This window comes from Microbacterium psychrotolerans (genome assembly GCF_031085295.1).
Classification (GTDB): Bacteria; Actinomycetota; Actinomycetes; order Actinomycetales; family Microbacteriaceae; genus Microbacterium; species Microbacterium psychrotolerans.
Genome location: NZ_JAVFWO010000005.1, coordinates 149,360 through 165,054 on the forward strand (window position 1 = coordinate 149,360; position 15,695 = coordinate 165,054).

Genomic DNA, 15,695 nt, shown 5'->3' on the forward strand with positions numbered 1-15,695 from the left:
CCCGCGGCGGCCAGATCGGCCGCCGCGGGATACCGAAAACAACACGCGAGGCGCGCGAGCGTGCGCGCCCTGACGAAGGAGTCCGAATGACCGAGCTGACCCGCGACGTCGTCATCGTCGGCGCCGGCGCCGCCGGCACGACCGCCGCCAACGAGCTGAAGAAGGCGGGGCTCTCGGTCGTCGTGCTCGAGGCACGCGACCGCGTCGGCGGGCGCCTGTGGACGGATGTCGTCGACGGCGCCATGCTCGAGATCGGCGGCCAGTGGGTGTCGCCGGATCAGGACGCCCTCAAGGAGACCCTCGCCGAGCTCGGCCTGGAGACCTACAGCCGCTACCGCGAAGGCGAGTCGGTCTACATCGGCAAGGATGGCGAACTCACCCGGTTCACCGGCGAGATCTTCCCCGTGGCGCCCGAGACCGAGAAGGAGATCGTCCGCCTGATCGAGGTGCTCGACGGGCTCGTCGCGCAGATCGACCCCGACAAGCCCTGGGAGCACCCCGACGCCGAGGAGCTGGACCGCATCTCGTTCCAGGCGTGGCTCGAGGACCAGACCCAGGACCAGGAGGCGCGCGACAACATCGCGCTCTTCATCGCCGGCGCCATGCTCACCAAGCCCGCCTACGCGTTCTCCGCGCTGCAGGCGCTCCTCATGGCCGCCAGCGCCGGCAGCTTCTCGCATCTCGTCGACGCCGACTTCATCCTCGACGAGCGCGTCGTGGGCGGCCTGCAGCAGGTCCCGCTGCTCCTCGCCGAACGGCTGGGCGATGACGTCGTCCTCGGGCAGCCGGTCACCGAAGTGCACTGGGGCGACGACGGCGTCCGCGTCGTCACCGACAACGGCCTCCAGGTGCGCGCGCGCTTCGTCATCCTGGCGCACGCGCCGATCCTGTATCCGTGGATCGAGTTCCAGCCGGCGCTGCCGCGCCTGAAGCAGCAGATGCACCAGCACATCTCGATGGGCTTCGTCATCAAGGTGCACGCGGTCTACGACCGGCCGTTCTGGCGTGAGCAGGGTCTGTCGGGTACGGCGTTCAGCCCGTACGAGATCTCGCACGAGGCCTACGACAACACCAACCACGGCGATGAGCGCGGCACCCTCGTGGGCTTCGTCTCGGACCGCAACGCCGACGACCTCTTCCGTGTGTCGGCAGAGGAGCGCAAGGAGCGCATCCTCGAGTCGCTGTCGCACTACTACGGCCCCGAGGCGAAGACCCCGCTCGTGTACTTCGAGAGCGACTGGGGCGCCGAGGAGTGGACCCGCGGCGCCTACGCCGCCAGCTTCGACCTCGGCGGTCTCGCCCGGTACGGCGCCGACCTGCGCACGCCGGTCGGCCCGATCCACTTCGCGTGCAGCGACATGGCCGGCGCCGGCTACCAGCATGTCGACGGCGCGATCCGCATGGGACGGCTCGTCGCCGCCAACATCGTCGAAGCAGCCCACCGATGAGTGCGCGGATCGTCGTCGGCTACACGGCGACGGATGCCGGAGCCGACGCGGTCGCGGTCGGCACACGACTGGCCGCCGCCATGAAGGCGCCGCTCGACCTCGTGCTGGTGCTCCCCGGCGAGGACCGCAGCGTCATCACGCCGCCCGACGCCGGTTACGACCGCTACCTCGTGACGCAGGCCGAGGCGTGGCTCGCGGAGGCCTCCGCCTCGATCCCGGCAGCCGTGGGCCATGCCGCGCACGTGCGCTTCGGCGACTCGTTCGCCGCGGGCCTCATCGCCGCAGCACACGAGCTCGCGGCATCCCACATCGTCGTCGGCGCCGCGAACGGCGGGCTGCGCGGACGCCACCGCCTCGGCACCGTGGCGAACGAGCTGCTGCACTCGTCCGATGTTCCCGTGGTGCTCGCGCCCGAGGGATCGCGCCATCTGGAGGTGACCGGCGTGAGCCGCATCACCGCGGCGATCGGCACGCGTCCGGGGGCCAGTGCGCTGCTCGAGGAGAGCGTCGCCCTCGCCGTCGCCACCGGCACCGGACTGCGGCTGCTCTCGCTGGTGTCGGTGGACCTTCCGGCCACCGTCGACACCGGCGTCATCCGCATCGCGGGTGCCGCGCACGCCGACGACGTGCTCGGCAAGGCGCTGGATGTCCTGCCCGAGGGCGTCGAGGCCGACGTCGTCGTGGCGCGTGGGGACAGCATCGAAGACGCGGTCGCCCAACTCGCCTGGCAGCCCGGAGAGCTCGCGGTGGTCGGCTCCAGCCGGCTCGCGCAGCCACGGCGCCTGTTCCTCGGCTCGACCGCGGCGAAGATGCTGCACGAGCTTCCCGTACCGATGGTCGTCGTGCCCCGCACGCGCGGCCAGGAAGGCTGACGCGCATGAGCGCTCCACAGCACTCCGGCAGCGCCACGACGCCGCTGGCACCGTCCTCCGGCGCACACGCCGGCGAACTGACCAAGAAGGGGCTCAGCGCCGGCGCGGTCGGCGTGCTGGGAGCCGTCGTCATCGGCGTCTCGACCATCGCCCCGGCCTACACGCTCACCGCGTCGCTCGGGCCCACGGTCGCGGTCGTCGGCACGCAGGTGCCCGCCATCATCCTCGTGGGGTTCATCCCGATGCTGCTGACGGCCTTCGGCTACCGCGAGCTCAACCGCGCGATGCCCGACTCGGGTACCTCGTTCACCTGGGGCGTGCGGGCGTTCGGACCCTGGATCGGCTGGATGACGGGGTGGGGCCTCATCGCCGCCACGGTGATCGTGCTGTCCAACCTCGCGGGCATCGCGGTGGAGTTCCTCTTCCTGCTGATCTCGCAGCTGACCGGCAATCCCGACATCGCCGAGCTCGCGTTCAACCCCTTCATCAACGTCGCAGTGTGCCTGCTGTTCATGCTGGGCGCGACGCTGATCTCCTACCGCGACATGCAGACCACCCAGAAGTTCCAGTACATCCTGGTGAGCTTCCAGGTCGTGGTGCTGGTGCTGTTCGCCGTCGTCGCGATCATCAAGGCGGTGTCGGGCGATGCGCCCGATCCGACCGCGTTCTCGTGGTCGTGGTTCAATCCGTTCGAGGTGCCGACGTTCAGCGCGTTCGCCGCCGGACTGTCGCTGTCGATCTTCATCTTCTGGGGCTGGGACGTCGTCCTCACGATGAACGAGGAGACCAAGAATCCGGCGAAGACCCCCGGTCGCGCCGCGATGCTCACGGTCGTCATCGTGGTGTCGCTGTACCTCCTGCTGTCGATCGGCCTGATCATGTTCGCCGGCGTCGGCACAGGTGCGCTGGGACTGGCGAACGAGGACATCTCGGCGAACGTGTTCTTCGCCCTCTCCGACCCGATCCTCGGCCCGCTCGCGTTCCTCGTGTCGCTCGCGGTCCTGTCGAGCTCCGCCGCCTCGCTGCAGTCGACCGCCGTCGGCCCCGCGCGGACGCTCCTCGCGATGGGTCACTACGGGGCGCTGCCTCAGAAGTTCGCGCGCGTCAGCCCGCGCTTCTTCACCCCGGGCTACGCCACCGTGGTCTCCGCGATCGTCGCGTCGGTGTTCTACGCCGTCATGCGCGTGGTGAGCGAGAACGTGCTCACCGACACCATCCTGTCGCTCGGCATGATGATCTGCTTCTACTACGGCCTCACCGCGTTCGCGTGCGTCTGGTACTTCCGCAAGCAGTGGTTCGACTCCGTGCGCAGCTTCTTCTTCACCTTCCTGTTCCCGCTCGTGGGCGGTGCCATCCTCGCCGTCCTGTTCGTCACGACGCTCGTCGACTCGATGGACCCGGCGTACGGCAGCGGATCGAGCATCTTCGGCCTCGGCCTGGTGTTCGTGCTCGGGGTCACCGTCATCCTGGTGGGTGTCGTGATCATGATCTGGCAGGCGATCAAGCGTCCGGCGTTCTTCCGCGGTGAGACACTCGGTATCGACGCACCCGAAAGCCTTCGACGCGCCCGTCGCTGACGGGCAGACTGTCCCCAATCCATCCGATCGGAGAGGAAGCATGACCGACTACGCCGTCGTGAACCCGGCCACGGGGGAGACCCTGGCCACGTATCCGACCATCACCGACGAGGCCCTCGAGGCCGCGATCGCAGGGGCGGATGCCGCCTACCGAACCTGGCGGGATCAGCCGGTCGCCGAACGTGCGGCCCGCATCCGCAAGGTCGCCGAGCTGCACCGCGAGCGCCGCGACGATCTCGCCGCGATCATCGTGCGCGAGATGGGCAAGCCCCTGGAAGCGGCGCTCGGAGAGGTGGACTTCGCCGCCGACATCACCGAGTACTACGCCGACCACGCGGAGAAGATCACCGGCGACCAGCCCATCGACATCGACGGCGAGGGCACCGCGGTCATCCGCCGCACGCCCCTCGGCGTGCTGCTGGGCATCATGCCGTGGAACTTCCCGTACTACCAGGTCGCGCGCTTCGCCGCGCCCAACATCGTGGTGGGCAACACGATCCTCCTGAAGCACGCGCCGCAGTGCCCCGAGTCGGCCGCCGCCATCGCAACGATCTATGCGGACGCCGGGCTCGAGGGCGTGTACACGAACATCTACGCGACCAACGAGCAGGCGGCCACCGTCATCGCCGACCGTCGCGTGCAGGGAGTGTCGGTCACCGGCTCGGAGCGCGCCGGTGCTGCCGTCGCCGAGATCGCGGGGCGCAACCTCAAGAAGGTCGCGCTCGAGCTCGGCGGGTCGGACCCGTTCATCCTGCTGTCGACCGACGACCTCGACGCCACGGTCGAGGCCGCCGTCGCCGCGCGCCTCGACAACACCGGTCAGTCGTGCAACGCGGCCAAGCGCTTCATCGTGGTGGACGGCCTGTACGACGCGTTCCTCGAGAAGTTCACGGCCGCGATGAGCGCCGCAAAGGTGGGCGACCCGTTCCAGGACGACACCGTCCTCGGCCCGCTGTCGTCGCTCACCGCGGCGGAGCGGCTGGCCGAGCAGGTCGACAAGGCCGTCGCCCAGGGGGCGACCCTCGTGACCGGCGGCACCCGCGACGGCGCGTTCTACCCGGGCACGGTCCTCGCAGACGTCACCAGCGACATGGACGCCTACCGCGAGGAGTTCTTCGGCCCCGTCGGCGTCGTCTACAAGGTCGCCGACGAGGACGCCGCCGTCGCGCTCGCGAACGACACGAGCTACGGCCTCGGCTCGTACGTCTTCACCACGGACGAGGAGCAGGCCAAGCGCGTCGCCGACAAGATCGACGCCGGCATGGTCTACGTCAACGTCGTGCTCGCCGACGAGCCGGGCCTGCCGTTCGGCGGCGTGAAGCGCTCCGGCACCTCGCGCGAGATGGGCCTCCTCGCCGCCGACGAGTTCGTCAACAAGAAGCTGATCCGCGTCGGCGCCTGACGCTCAGCCCTCGCCGAGCGCCTCGCGCGCCTCGGCGAGGGCCTCGTCGGCCCACTGCACCTGTTGCGGCGTGCCCCAGTGGGCCGCGGCATCCCGGGCCGTCTCGAAAGATGTGACGGCCTCGGCGACCCGCCCGGCGTCGAACAGGCGCCAGCCCGCGTTGTTGTGCAGCGACACCCGCCAGTGGAGCGTGCGCGGGTCGTCGCAGCCGTCGAGCGCGGCGAGGGCCGCGTCCGTCCAGGCCTCGGCCTGTTCGGCGTCGACGATCGCCAGCATGTGCAGTGCGTCGACCTGCAGGAACGTGAGGCCCGCACCGGATGCCGCGTCCACCGCGGCGAGGAAGTACGGCGCCGCCCCTTCCACATCGCCTGCCGAGTTGCGCAGCCGGCCGCGCTCGAGGGCGGCACGCGCCGCGACGGCGGCGTCCTCGATGGTCACGGCGTCGAGGACCGCGTCAGCCTCGTCGAAGCGCTCCTGCAGGCCCAGCGCGCGGGCCACCTGGGTCTGCAGCTCGGCCCGGGCGGCGGCATCCGTCTCCTGCTCGACCGAGTCCCGCAGGCGAGCTTCGGAAGCGGCGGGGTCGGAGAAGTCCCACAGCTCATCCAGGCGGCGCTGCGCAAGGGTCATGCCGGGAATGCTAGTGCGTCGTCCAGGGTGTCGCCGACGGGTCGGGAGCGGGAGGATGGAGAGATGGCAGAGACATCGGACCCCGTCGTCGCCCTCTCCGATGAGCAGTGCTGGGAGCGCCTGCGCGGGCAGGAGCTCGGCCGCCTCGTGACGCATGTGGGCGACGTGCTCGACATCTTTCCCGTGAACTACGTCGTCGACGGCGAGAGCGTGCTGTTCCGCACGGCGCAGGGCAGCAAGCTCTTCGAGCTGACCGTGAACGACGAAGTGCTCTTCGAGGTCGACGACCACACCGACACCGACGCGTGGAGCGTGATCCTCCGCGGCCGGGCCCATCCGCTGGACAGCTCCGCCGAGGTCGAGCGCGCGGACGGCCTGGGCCTGCGGCCCTGGATCCCGACCCTCAAGTACACCTACGTGCGCGTCGAACCGACCTCGCTGTCGGGCCGGGCGTTCGAACGATCCGGTGAGCCGGATCGCTACGGCGTGCAGCAGTACTGAACCGTGGGATCGCCCCGGCGAAGGCCCTCTCGGTTCGCGGCGTCCGCGGGCATGCCGTACACTGGAACGTGCAGTTGAAGTCTGCATTCTTTCGCCGTGCCCGTTGTCGGGTGCGGATCCTCGAACCGCGGTGAGAGGGGAAGAGTGCGGGTTTCGCGGGACCTCCGGGTCTCTAGGGCGGTAGCTCAATTGGCAGAGCAGCGGTCTCCAAAACCGCAGGTTGCAGGTTCGATTCCTGTCCGCCCTGCGCGTCAGCGCACACACCCTGCGTTGATAACAAAGTGTGGTCGACCCGTGTCGGCTCACGGAAGGTAATCAGGTGGCATCGATGGTTCAGGACGAGCCGAAGGGCGAAGTCGTCCCCGCTGAGGGAACGGCCGCACCCCGCGAGAAGAAGCTCAACGTCTTCGCTCGCATCGCCCTGTTCATTCGTCAGGTCTTCGCCGAGCTCCGCAAGGTCGTCACCCCGACGCGCCAGGAGCTGCTGAAGTACACGGCGGTGGTGCTCGGCTTCGTCGTCGTCATGATGGCGCTCGTCTACGGCCTGGACGTGCTGTTCGTGTGGATCACGTCGTACGTCTTCGGAGTGCCCGGCGCCTGATCCCCGAGCGCTCCGGCTTGCCTCGGAGCCACGACACGGGCGGACCGCAGGTCCGGCAGCGGACGGAACGGAAGAGAACTCACGTGACTGAAAGATATGTCGACGACGCCGATTGGGCGACCGCCGCTGAGCAGTCCTCGGAGGACGACGAAGCCCAGGAGGGCAACGTCCTCGCCGAGGAGGAGCGCTCGGTCGAAGCGGCCGAGCATCTGGCGATCCACATCGTCGACGACGGTGATGGCGACGACGACGACGCGGACCTGGACGACATCGACATCGACGACCCGGAGGCGGACGCGATCGTGAACGACGCTCTCAATCTTGACGAGACGGCAGAGACCGAAGCAGCAGCCGAGGTGATCAACGACTCCCTCGCGGAGGAGGTCGCCGAGCGTGCGGCCGAGGCCGCCGAAGAGGTGACCCCGTACGACGGTCCCGACGTGAACGGCGACGAGGACGAGCCCGAGCTCGACGAGGACTTCGTCGCAGAGGTGGATGCCGCAGCCGGCATCGTGGACGAGGTCGAGGCGTCGGTCTCCCCGGCGGACGCCGCCGAGGCTCCCGCGTTCGCCGACGAGGACTCGGACGACGAGGACTCGGACGACGAGTTCGCGGACGACGAGATCGCCGACGGCGACTCGGACGACACCGAGGACGGCGAAGACGAGGACGAGGACCCGTACGAGGCGTTCCGCGCAGAGCTTCGCACCCTGCCGGGCAAGTGGTACGTCATCCACTCCTACGCCGGCTTCGAGCGCAAGGTGAAGGCCAACATCGAGCAGCGCAAGTCGACGCTCGAGGTCGAGGACGACATCTACCAGATCGAGGTCCCCATGGAGGACGTCGTCGAGATCAAGAACGGTCAGCGCAAGATGGTCACGCGCGTCCGGATCCCCGGCTACGTGCTCGTGCGCATGGACCTGAACGAAGACACGTGGTCGGTCGTGCGTCACACGCCCGGCGTCACCGGCTTCGTCGGGAACGCCCACAACCCGACCCCGCTGCGCTTCGAAGAGGCCTTCAACATGCTGAAGAGCCTCGTCGAGGTGAAGGAGGTCGCCGGCGCCAAGGGCGGTGCGGCCAAGAAGGGCGCTGCCGCGGCGGCCCGCGTCATCCCCGCCGAGGTCGACTTCGAGGTGGGAGAGACCATCACGATCAAGGAGGGCTCGTTCGCGGGTCTTCCCGGCACGATCAGCGAGATCAAGCCCGAGAGCGGCAAGCTCACGGTCCTCGTCTCGCTCTTCGAGCGCGAGACGCCGGTCGAGCTCAGCTTCGACCAGGTCACCAAGCTCTGACCGGCTGGTAGACTTCTCAGGTTTGCGTGCGCTCTGAGCGCGCGCCATGGACACCGCGATCCGGAACGGCCGGATTCGCGGGAGAACAGGGTGCTCCGGCATCCGCTGTTCGACGAAAGGAAAAAGAATGGCACCGAAGAAGAAGGTGACCGGCCTGATCAAGCTTCAGATCAACGCCGGTGCCGCCAACCCGGCGCCGCCGATCGGGCCCGCGCTCGGTCAGCACGGCGTCAACATCATGGAGTTCTGCAAGGCGTACAACGCCGCGACCGAGTCGCAGCGCGGCAACGTCATCCCCGTGGAGATCACCGTCTACGAGGACCGCAGCTTCACGTTCATCCTGAAGACCCCGCCGGCCGCTGAGCTCATCAAGAAGGCCGCGGGCGTCCAGAAGGGCTCCAAGACCCCTCACACGGTCAAGGTCGCCAAGCTCACCAAGGAGCAGGTGCGCCAGATCGCCGAGACGAAGCAGCCTGACCTGAACGCGAACGACATCGAGGCCGCCTCGAAGATCATCGCCGGCACCGCCCGTTCCATGGGCATCACGGTCGAGGACTGAGGGGAAGAGGAAACATGGCTACCAAGTCCAAGGCCTTCCGGGCCGCTGCCGCCAAGATCGAGGCGGACAAGTTCTACAGCCCCACCGAGGCCGTCGCGCTCGCGAAGCAGACCGGCTCGGCCAAGTTCGACTCGACCGTCGAGGTCGCGCTGAAGCTCTCCGTCGACCCGCGCAAGGCCGACCAGATGGTGCGCGGCACCGTCATCCTCCCGCACGGCACCGGCAAGACCGCCCGCGTCATCGTGTTCGCGACGGGTCCGGCCGCTGAGGCCGCGATCGCCGCGGGTGCGGACGAGGTCGGCGGCGCCGAGCTCATCGAGAAGGTCGCCGCAGGCTGGACCGCGTTCGACGCGGCCGTCTCGACGCCCGAGCTCATGGGCCAGGTCGGTCGCCTGGGTAAGGTGCTGGGTCCCCGTGGCCTCATGCCGAACCCCAAGACCGGCACCGTGACCCCCAACCCGGCCAAGGCCGTCGAGGAGATCAAGGGCGGCAAGATCGAGTTCCGCGTCGACAAGCACGCCAACGTGCACTTCGTCGTCGGCAAGGCGTCCTTCTCGGAGGAGCAGCTCGACGAGAACCTGAAGGTCGCGCTCGAGGAGATCGTCCGCCTCAAGCCGTCCAGCTCGAAGGGCCGTTACATCCAGAAGGGTGCCGTGTCGACCACGTTCGGCCCCGGCATCCCGCTGGACGTCAACGCCATCGTCTGACACTCCGTCGGATTCGCACGCAAGGGGCTCCGCCTTCGGGTGGGGCCCCTTCGTCGTCCCGCGACCGTCCGCCGCGGCACCGCGGGCGGGGGTAGCGTCGGGGGCATGGTTGCGACGCTCCAGGATCTGTTCGGAATCGATGCGCCGATCGTGCTCGGCCCGTTCGGCGGGCTGTCGTCGGTCGAGCTGACCTCCGCTGTCAGCGAGGCCGGCGGGCTCGGCTCGTACGGACTGTACGGCTACTCGGCCGATCGCATCAGCGACACCATCGCCGCGCTGCACTCCCGGACCTCGCGTCCGTTCGCCGTGAACCTGTGGCTGCCGACCGGCGATGAGGTCACGCCGGGCGAGGTCGAACTCGCGCCGGCGATCGAGGCGACGGCGCCCCTCTTCGACGAGCTGGGCCTCGCGCACCCCTCGCCGCCGATCGAGTTCCTCCCCGACCTCGACTCCCAGGCGACCGCGGTACTGGATGCGGCGCCTGCGGCGCTGAGCGTCGTCTTCGGCGTCCCCTCCGAGCGGCTCGTCGCGGCGGCGCACAGCCGCGGCATCCGCGTCATCGGAACAGCGACGACCGTGGCCGAGGCCGTCGACCTCGACGCAGCCGGTGTCGACGCCGTCGTCGCGACCGGCGCCGAGGCGGGCGGGCACCGCGTGTCATTCCTGCGCCCGGCCGAACAGTCGCTCGTCGGGACGTTCGCGCTCGTGCCGCAGGTCGTCGATGCCGTGGGCGTGCCGGTGATCGCGGCGGGCGGCATCGCCGACCGGCGCGGGGTCGCGGCGGCGTTCGCGCTCGGTGCCGCAGGCGTCCAGGTCGGCTCCGCCTTCCTCCGCACCCGGCAGTCGGCCGCCACCGACGCGCACCGCCGCGCGATCGAGGACGCCGCCGACACCGCCACCGTGCTGACCCGGGCCATGAGCGGGCGGCTCGCGCGCGGCATCCCGAACCGCGCCATGCGCACGATCGAGACCTCGGGGGTCATCGCCCCGTTCCCCGCGCAGAACTGGCTCACCGGTCAGTTCCGGGCCGAGGCCGGTCGTCGCGGTGACGGGGAGCTCGTCTCGCTGTGGGCCGGCCAGGCCGCGGGCCTCGCCACCCGTGACGATGCGGCCGACGTGTTCGCCGAGCTGGCGGCCGGCGTTCCCGCCTGAGCGCCACCGACGACCGGACGCCGATCCGGACGGCAACGGAGCGTCACACGACGGCCCCCGACGCCGCGGGCCGTGTTGTACTGGAACGTCCCCGCGGATCACCCGTCCGCCGCCACGACCCCAGGAACCCGTCATGTCGCGTCGCATCACCGCACTTGTCCTCACCGCCGCCGCCCTCGCTCTCACGGCGTGCAGCAGCGGCGGGTCCGCCGATCCCGCCTCGACCGCTGCGGGCGACGACTTCGGGCTCGTGACCGAGGGCACCCTGACCGTCGCGACCGAGGGCACCTACCGCCCCTTCACGTTCCACGACGAGTCGGGCGACCTCGTCGGCTTCGACGTCGAGATCGCCGAGGCCGTCGCCGAGAAGCTCGGTCTCGAGATCGAGTTCCAGGAGACGCAGTGGGACGCGATCTTCGCAGGCCTGGACGCCGGGCGCTTCGACGTCATCGCCAACCAGGTCTCGATCAACCCCGAGCGCGAGGAGAAGTACCTCTTCAGCGAGCCGTACACCGTGTCGCCCGGCGTCATCGTCGTGCCCGAGGACGACGACTCCATCACCAGCTTCGCCGACCTCGAGGGCAAGACCACGGCGCAGTCGCTCCAGAGCAACTGGTACGAGCTCGCCCAGGAGAGCGGCGCCACCGTCGAGGCCGTCGAAGGCTGGGCGCAGGCCGTCGCACTGCTGCAGCAGGGGCGCGTCGACGCGACGATCAACGACAACCTCACCTTCCTCGACTACGAGAAGAGCGAAGGCCCGACCGGCCTCAAGATCGCCGCCGAGACGGACGACCCGGCCCACAACGCGTTCGCGTTCACCAAGGACAGGACCGCGCTGGTCGAGGCCGTCGACGAGGCGCTGGCGGAGCTGCGTGAAGAAGGCGTCCTCGCCGAGATCAGCGAGAAGTACTTCGGGGCTGACGTCACGCAGTAGACGGCACGGCGTGATCCGCCTGCCGCAGGAACCAGGGCGCGCGACCCGCCAGCCGAGGGGAAGGATCGTCGATGGATGACACGAACACCTGGACCCTGGTCGTCGACTCGTTCCTGCCGCTGCTGGGTGCCGGGCTGACGGGTACGATCCCGCTCGCGCTGGCCTCGTTCGCCATCGGCCTGGTGCTCGCGCTGGCCGTCGCCCTCATGCGACTGTCGTCGAACCCCGTCGTGTCGAACATCGCCCGGTTCTACATCTCGGTCATCCGCGGCACTCCGCTGCTCGTGCAGCTCTTCGTCATCTTCTACGGACTGCCGTCGGTCGGCGTCGTGATCGATCCGTGGCCCGCCGCCATCATCGCGTTCTCGCTCAATGTCGGGGGATACGCCGCCGAGGTGATCCGCGCCGCGATCCTGTCGGTGCCGAAGGGGCAGTGGGAGGCCGGGCACACGGTGGGGTTCTCGCACGGCCGCACGCTGGCGCGCATCGTCCTTCCGCAGGCGGCGCGGGTCTCGGTGCCCCCGCTGTCGAACACGTTCATCTCGCTGGTGAAGGACACCTCGCTCGCCTCGCTGATCCTCGTCACCGAGCTCTTCCGCGAGGCCCAGCAGATCGCCGCGTTCACTTTCGAATTCATGGTGATCTATCTCGAGGCCGCCTTCATCTACTGGGTCTTCTGCCTGATCCTGTCCGCCGGGCAGAGCGCCGTGGAGAGGAGGCTCGACCGCTATGTCGCCCACTGAGGTCCCGGGCGATCCGCTCGCCCCGCCGTCGCCGGCCGACGACCGCCCGCTGCTGAAGGTCACCGGGCTCACCAAGAGCTTCGGTGCGAGTCGGGTGCTCGACGGTGTCGACCTGTCCGTGCGACGGGGCGAGGTCCTCGTGCTCATCGGGCCCAGCGGGTCGGGGAAGACGACCGTGCTGCGTTCCCTCAACGGCCTGGAGACACCGGACGCCGGCGTCGTGGACTTCGATGGGGGTCCGTCGCTGGACTTCTCGTCGCGCGTCTCGAAAGCCGACCGCGCGGCGCTGCGCGACCGCTCGGCGATGGTGTTCCAGCACCACAACCTGTTTCCGCACCGCACGGTGCTGCAGAACGTGATCGAGGGCCCCGTGCACGCGCACCGCGTGCCCAAGGCCGAGGCGATCGCGAGGGCCGAGGCCCTCCTCGACCGCGTCGGGCTGACCGAGAAGCGCGATGCGTTCCCATTCCAGCTCTCGGGGGGTCAGCAGCAGCGCGTCGGGATCGTCCGGGCGCTCGCCTTGCGACCGCAGCTGCTGCTCTTCGACGAGCCGACGAGCGCGCTGGACCCGGAGCTGGTCGGCGAGGTGCTGGTCGTGCTCAAGGAGCTGGCGGACGAAGGGTGGACGATGGTGATCGTGACGCACGAGCTCGGGTTCGCGCGCCAGGTCGCCGACGAGGTGCTGTTCTTCGACCATGGCGTGGTCGTCGAGCGCGGTGCGCCGAAGCAGCTCTTCACCGCCCCGCGGGAGGAGCGCACGCGTCGCTTCGTCGACCGCATCCTCCACCCGCTCGACGACTGATCCCGCGCGACGCCTCGCCCCGGCGTGCGCGTCACTGCGTCGGCAGCACCTCGAAACCGCGTTCGCCGGTGGCCTCGGCATCCGTCACGGTCGCGTCCTCGACGCGGGCGCCCGGTGGGCCCTCGGCCATCCACGCGAGGACCTCGTCGACCTGCCCGGGCGTGCCCTCGAGCTCGGCCTCGACCGCGCCGTCGCGTCGATTGCGCACCCAGCCGGCCACGCCCGCCTCGCGCGCGACCATGCGCAGCGTGTACCGATAGCCCACGCCCTGGACGTCGCCGCGGACCGTCACGTGCACGCGTCTCATGCCGCCATCTTGCCGCGAGGTGGGCGGGTGGGCCAGGATGCCGCCATGGGAACCGTCGACGACTACCTCGAGAGCCTCGACTCCGACGATCGCGCGGTGGTCTCGCACGTGTTCGATGTGGTCCGCGATATGCACCCGGAGGTCACGCAAGGAAAGAGCTACGGCATGCCGGCACTGCTGTACCACGACAAGGCCCTCATCGCCGTGATGCGGACGAAGAAGCACATCGGGGTGTATCCCTTCAGCGGCCGGGTGCCGGAGGTCGTGGCCGGCACGCTGACCGGACCCGATCGCGAGGCTCTGCAGTTCGACAAGGGGACGATCCGGTTCCAGCCCGAGCAGCCGCTGTCGGACGACACGATCCGCGCCATCGTGTCGGCGCGGGTGGCCGAGATCGGGGACCCCTCGCTGCGCAAGGCGTGATCCGGTCGGGTCTCAGCCCGCGATCGGCAGCACGAGTGAGACGCCGAGGCCGACCATGACGACGGCGATCACCGCATCGAGGATGCGCCAGGCCCGCGGTGTCGACAGCCAGCGTCCGAGCAGGCGCGCGCCGAACGCGAGACCGAAGAACCAGACGATGCTGGCGGTCATGGCGCCGGCGGCGAAGAGCCAGCGGTCGTCGCCGTGCGTGTTCGCGACAGTCCCGAGGAGGAACACGGTGTCGAGATAGACGTGCGGGTTGAGCCACGTCAGCGCCAGGCACGTGAGGAGGACGGGGATCAGTCGCGTGCGGGTCGCCGCGGGCGCGGCCGATCGGATGTCGCTGCGCACCTGCGAAGCCGAGGCATCGGGCTCGCGGAGGAATTCGTGAGAGCCGGCATGCGCGGGATGCGGCGACACGGTGCCGTGCGTGGTGATTCCCTGCGAGGCCGTTGCTCCGACAGGCGTGTCGGTGTCGCCGGCGCTGAGCGCCGCTCCCGTCGGCCGCCAGGCGCGTCGCGCCGCGAGCACACCGTACGTGACGAGGAAGAGCGCACCCGCCCAGCGGACCACGTCGACGAGCCAGGGCACCGTCTGCAGCACGAGGCCGACCCCCGAGACTCCCAGGGCGATGAGGATCGCATCCGAGATCGCGCAGATCGCCGCCACCGCGAGCACATGCTCGCGCCGCAGCCCCTGCCGGAGCACGAAGAGGTTCTGCGCGCCGATGGCGATGATGAGCGAGAAGCCGAGGCCGAGGCCGGCGAGAACGGGGGTGAGCACTCTTCGACGGTACGAGCGACGAGAACCGTAGTCCAGCTCATGGGTCTTCAGTACCATTAGCAGGACTGAAGATGCGCATCCCGTTCGAGCTGGCCGAGACCCTCGCCGTCGTCGTCGACGAGGGCACCCTTGATGCGGCCGCCCGCCGACTGCACGTCACGCCGTCGGCGGTGAGCCAGCGGATCAAGGCGCTCGAGGAGCAGCTCGGCCGTCTGGTGCTGGTGCGCTCGAAGCCGGTGCGCGCGACGGAGGCCGGGGCATCGGTCATCCGGCTGGCGCGGCAGATGGCTCTGCTCGAGCACGACGCGCTCGCCGACCTCGGCGCCGACGACGACGAAGCGGCGCTCACGAGCGTGCCGCTCGCGGTCAACGCCGACTCGCTGGCCACATGGTTCCTCGAGCCGCTCGCGCGACTGGCGGAGCGGCATCCGGTCGTGTTCGATCTGCACCGCGACGACCAGGACTTCACGGCGGGCCTGCTCGAATCGGGAACCGTGATGGGAGCGGTGACCTCGCGGGCCGCACCGGTTGCCGGATGCCGGTCGTCGCCGCTCGGCGCGATGCGCTACGAGGCCGTCGCCACCCCCGCCTACGCCGAACGGTGGCTCGACGGAGACCGCCGCACCGCGCTTGCGAGCGCTCCGCTCGTGGACTTCGACCGGCGCGACGATCTGCAGAACGAGTGGCTGACGCAGCAGGGCGTGGACCCCACGGCGCCTCCGCGGCACTACGTGCCCGCGTCGAACGACTTCGCGACGGCCGTGCGGCTCGGCCTCGGCTGGGCGATGCTGCCGCGTTTCCAGTCGCAGGACGCGCTCGAGCGAGGCGACCTCGTGCCGCTGGGCGGCCCGCCGGTGGACGTCGCGCTGCACTGGCAGCAGTGGAACCTGCGGTCTCCACTGCTCGACGCGATCGCGGACGCCATCGTCGCCGAGGGCCGCCGCGTGCTCGCACCCCGCTGA

The 15,695-nt window shown here is 69.7% G+C and carries 18 protein-coding genes and 1 tRNA gene; 16 read left to right on the forward strand and 3 right to left on the reverse strand.

The features are described 5' to 3' along the window. Positions 1-86 precede the first annotated feature (86 nt). From Q9R08_RS16540 to Q9R08_RS16555, 4 genes are read left to right on the forward strand one after another with little or no spacing between them, the layout of a single operon-like run. Positions 87-1,448, forward strand: coding sequence for a flavin monoamine oxidase family protein (locus Q9R08_RS16540; RefSeq protein WP_308869243.1), 1,362 nt, complete (start codon positions 87-89; stop codon positions 1,446-1,448). Beyond that, positions 1,445-2,320: a universal stress protein gene (locus Q9R08_RS16545; protein WP_308869244.1), complete on the forward strand. Its 876-nt coding sequence runs from the start codon at positions 1,445-1,447 to the stop codon at positions 2,318-2,320. Before Q9R08_RS16540 ends, Q9R08_RS16545 begins: the two co-directional genes overlap by 4 nt. A gap of 5 nt (positions 2,321-2,325) precedes the next feature. Next, complete coding sequence (locus Q9R08_RS16550) at positions 2,326-3,897, forward strand: APC family permease (RefSeq protein ID WP_308869245.1); 1,572 nt, start codon at positions 2,326-2,328, stop codon at positions 3,895-3,897. 40 nt (positions 3,898-3,937) lie between these two features. Beyond that, a complete protein-coding gene (locus Q9R08_RS16555) occupies positions 3,938-5,299 on the forward strand; it encodes an NAD-dependent succinate-semialdehyde dehydrogenase (RefSeq protein ID WP_308869246.1) in 1,362 nt (453 codons plus the stop codon). Between the two features lie 3 nt (positions 5,300-5,302). Here Q9R08_RS16555 and Q9R08_RS16560 read toward each other — a convergent pair whose 3' ends face one another. After that, a complete protein-coding gene (locus Q9R08_RS16560) occupies positions 5,303-5,926 on the reverse strand; it encodes a tetratricopeptide repeat protein (protein ID WP_308869247.1) in 624 nt (207 codons plus the stop codon). 63 nt (positions 5,927-5,989) lie between these two features. Between Q9R08_RS16560 and Q9R08_RS16565 the strand changes: the two genes are divergently transcribed. The 10 genes from Q9R08_RS16565 to Q9R08_RS16610 all read left to right on the forward strand — a co-directional run bounded on the left by Q9R08_RS16565 (position 5,990) and on the right by Q9R08_RS16610 (position 13,220). Next, the gene (locus Q9R08_RS16565; RefSeq protein WP_308869248.1) at positions 5,990-6,427 is read left to right on the forward strand and encodes a pyridoxamine 5'-phosphate oxidase family protein; all 438 of its coding nucleotides are present in this window, start codon (positions 5,990-5,992) and stop codon (positions 6,425-6,427) included. A 174-nt stretch (positions 6,428-6,601) separates the two neighbouring features. Beyond that, positions 6,602-6,674, forward strand: a tRNA-Trp gene (locus Q9R08_RS16570). 81 nt (positions 6,675-6,755) lie between these two features. After that, positions 6,756-7,028, forward strand: coding sequence for a preprotein translocase subunit SecE (gene secE, locus Q9R08_RS16575; RefSeq protein WP_308869461.1), 273 nt, complete (start codon positions 6,756-6,758; stop codon positions 7,026-7,028). A gap of 83 nt (positions 7,029-7,111) precedes the next feature. Continuing rightward, entirely contained in the window at positions 7,112-8,323 is a 1,212-nt protein-coding gene (nusG, locus tag Q9R08_RS16580; RefSeq protein ID WP_308869249.1) for a transcription termination/antitermination protein NusG, read from the forward strand. 127 nt (positions 8,324-8,450) lie between these two features. Further along, complete coding sequence (gene rplK / locus Q9R08_RS16585) at positions 8,451-8,882, forward strand: 50S ribosomal protein L11 (protein ID WP_045247325.1); 432 nt, start codon at positions 8,451-8,453, stop codon at positions 8,880-8,882. A gap of 14 nt (positions 8,883-8,896) precedes the next feature. Then, complete coding sequence (gene rplA, locus Q9R08_RS16590) at positions 8,897-9,589, forward strand: 50S ribosomal protein L1 (protein WP_308869250.1); 693 nt, start codon at positions 8,897-8,899, stop codon at positions 9,587-9,589. Positions 9,590-9,694: 105 nt separating this feature from the next. Beyond that, positions 9,695-10,741, forward strand: a complete 1,047-nt coding sequence (locus tag Q9R08_RS16595; protein ID WP_308869251.1) for an NAD(P)H-dependent flavin oxidoreductase — start codon at positions 9,695-9,697, stop codon at positions 10,739-10,741. 133 nt (positions 10,742-10,874) lie between these two features. Next, entirely contained in the window at positions 10,875-11,675 is an 801-nt protein-coding gene (locus Q9R08_RS16600; protein WP_308869252.1) for an amino acid ABC transporter substrate-binding protein, read from the forward strand. Between the two features lie 71 nt (positions 11,676-11,746). Next, on the forward strand, positions 11,747-12,418 hold the full coding sequence (locus Q9R08_RS16605) for an amino acid ABC transporter permease (protein WP_308869253.1): 672 nt from the start codon (positions 11,747-11,749) through the stop codon (positions 12,416-12,418). Next, on the forward strand, positions 12,405-13,220 hold the full coding sequence (locus Q9R08_RS16610) for an amino acid ABC transporter ATP-binding protein (RefSeq protein ID WP_308869254.1): 816 nt from the start codon (positions 12,405-12,407) through the stop codon (positions 13,218-13,220). Before Q9R08_RS16605 ends, Q9R08_RS16610 begins: the two co-directional genes overlap by 14 nt. A gap of 31 nt (positions 13,221-13,251) precedes the next feature. Here the strand turns inward: Q9R08_RS16610 and Q9R08_RS16615 are convergent, their stop codons facing one another. Continuing rightward, positions 13,252-13,527: an acylphosphatase gene (locus Q9R08_RS16615; RefSeq protein WP_308869255.1), complete on the reverse strand. Its 276-nt coding sequence runs from the start codon at positions 13,525-13,527 to the stop codon at positions 13,252-13,254. Between the two features lie 45 nt (positions 13,528-13,572). Between Q9R08_RS16615 and Q9R08_RS16620 the strand changes: the two genes are divergently transcribed. After that, on the forward strand, positions 13,573-13,950 hold the full coding sequence (locus tag Q9R08_RS16620) for an iron chaperone (RefSeq protein ID WP_308869256.1): 378 nt from the start codon (positions 13,573-13,575) through the stop codon (positions 13,948-13,950). Positions 13,951-13,962: 12 nt separating this feature from the next. Here the strand turns inward: Q9R08_RS16620 and lysE are convergent, their stop codons facing one another. Next, positions 13,963-14,733, reverse strand: coding sequence for an L-lysine exporter (gene lysE, locus Q9R08_RS16625; RefSeq protein WP_308869257.1), 771 nt, complete (start codon positions 14,731-14,733; stop codon positions 13,963-13,965). 71 nt (positions 14,734-14,804) lie between these two features. Between lysE and Q9R08_RS16630 the strand changes: the two genes are divergently transcribed. Next, a complete protein-coding gene (locus tag Q9R08_RS16630; protein WP_308869258.1) occupies positions 14,805-15,695 on the forward strand; it encodes a LysR family transcriptional regulator ArgP in 891 nt (296 codons plus the stop codon).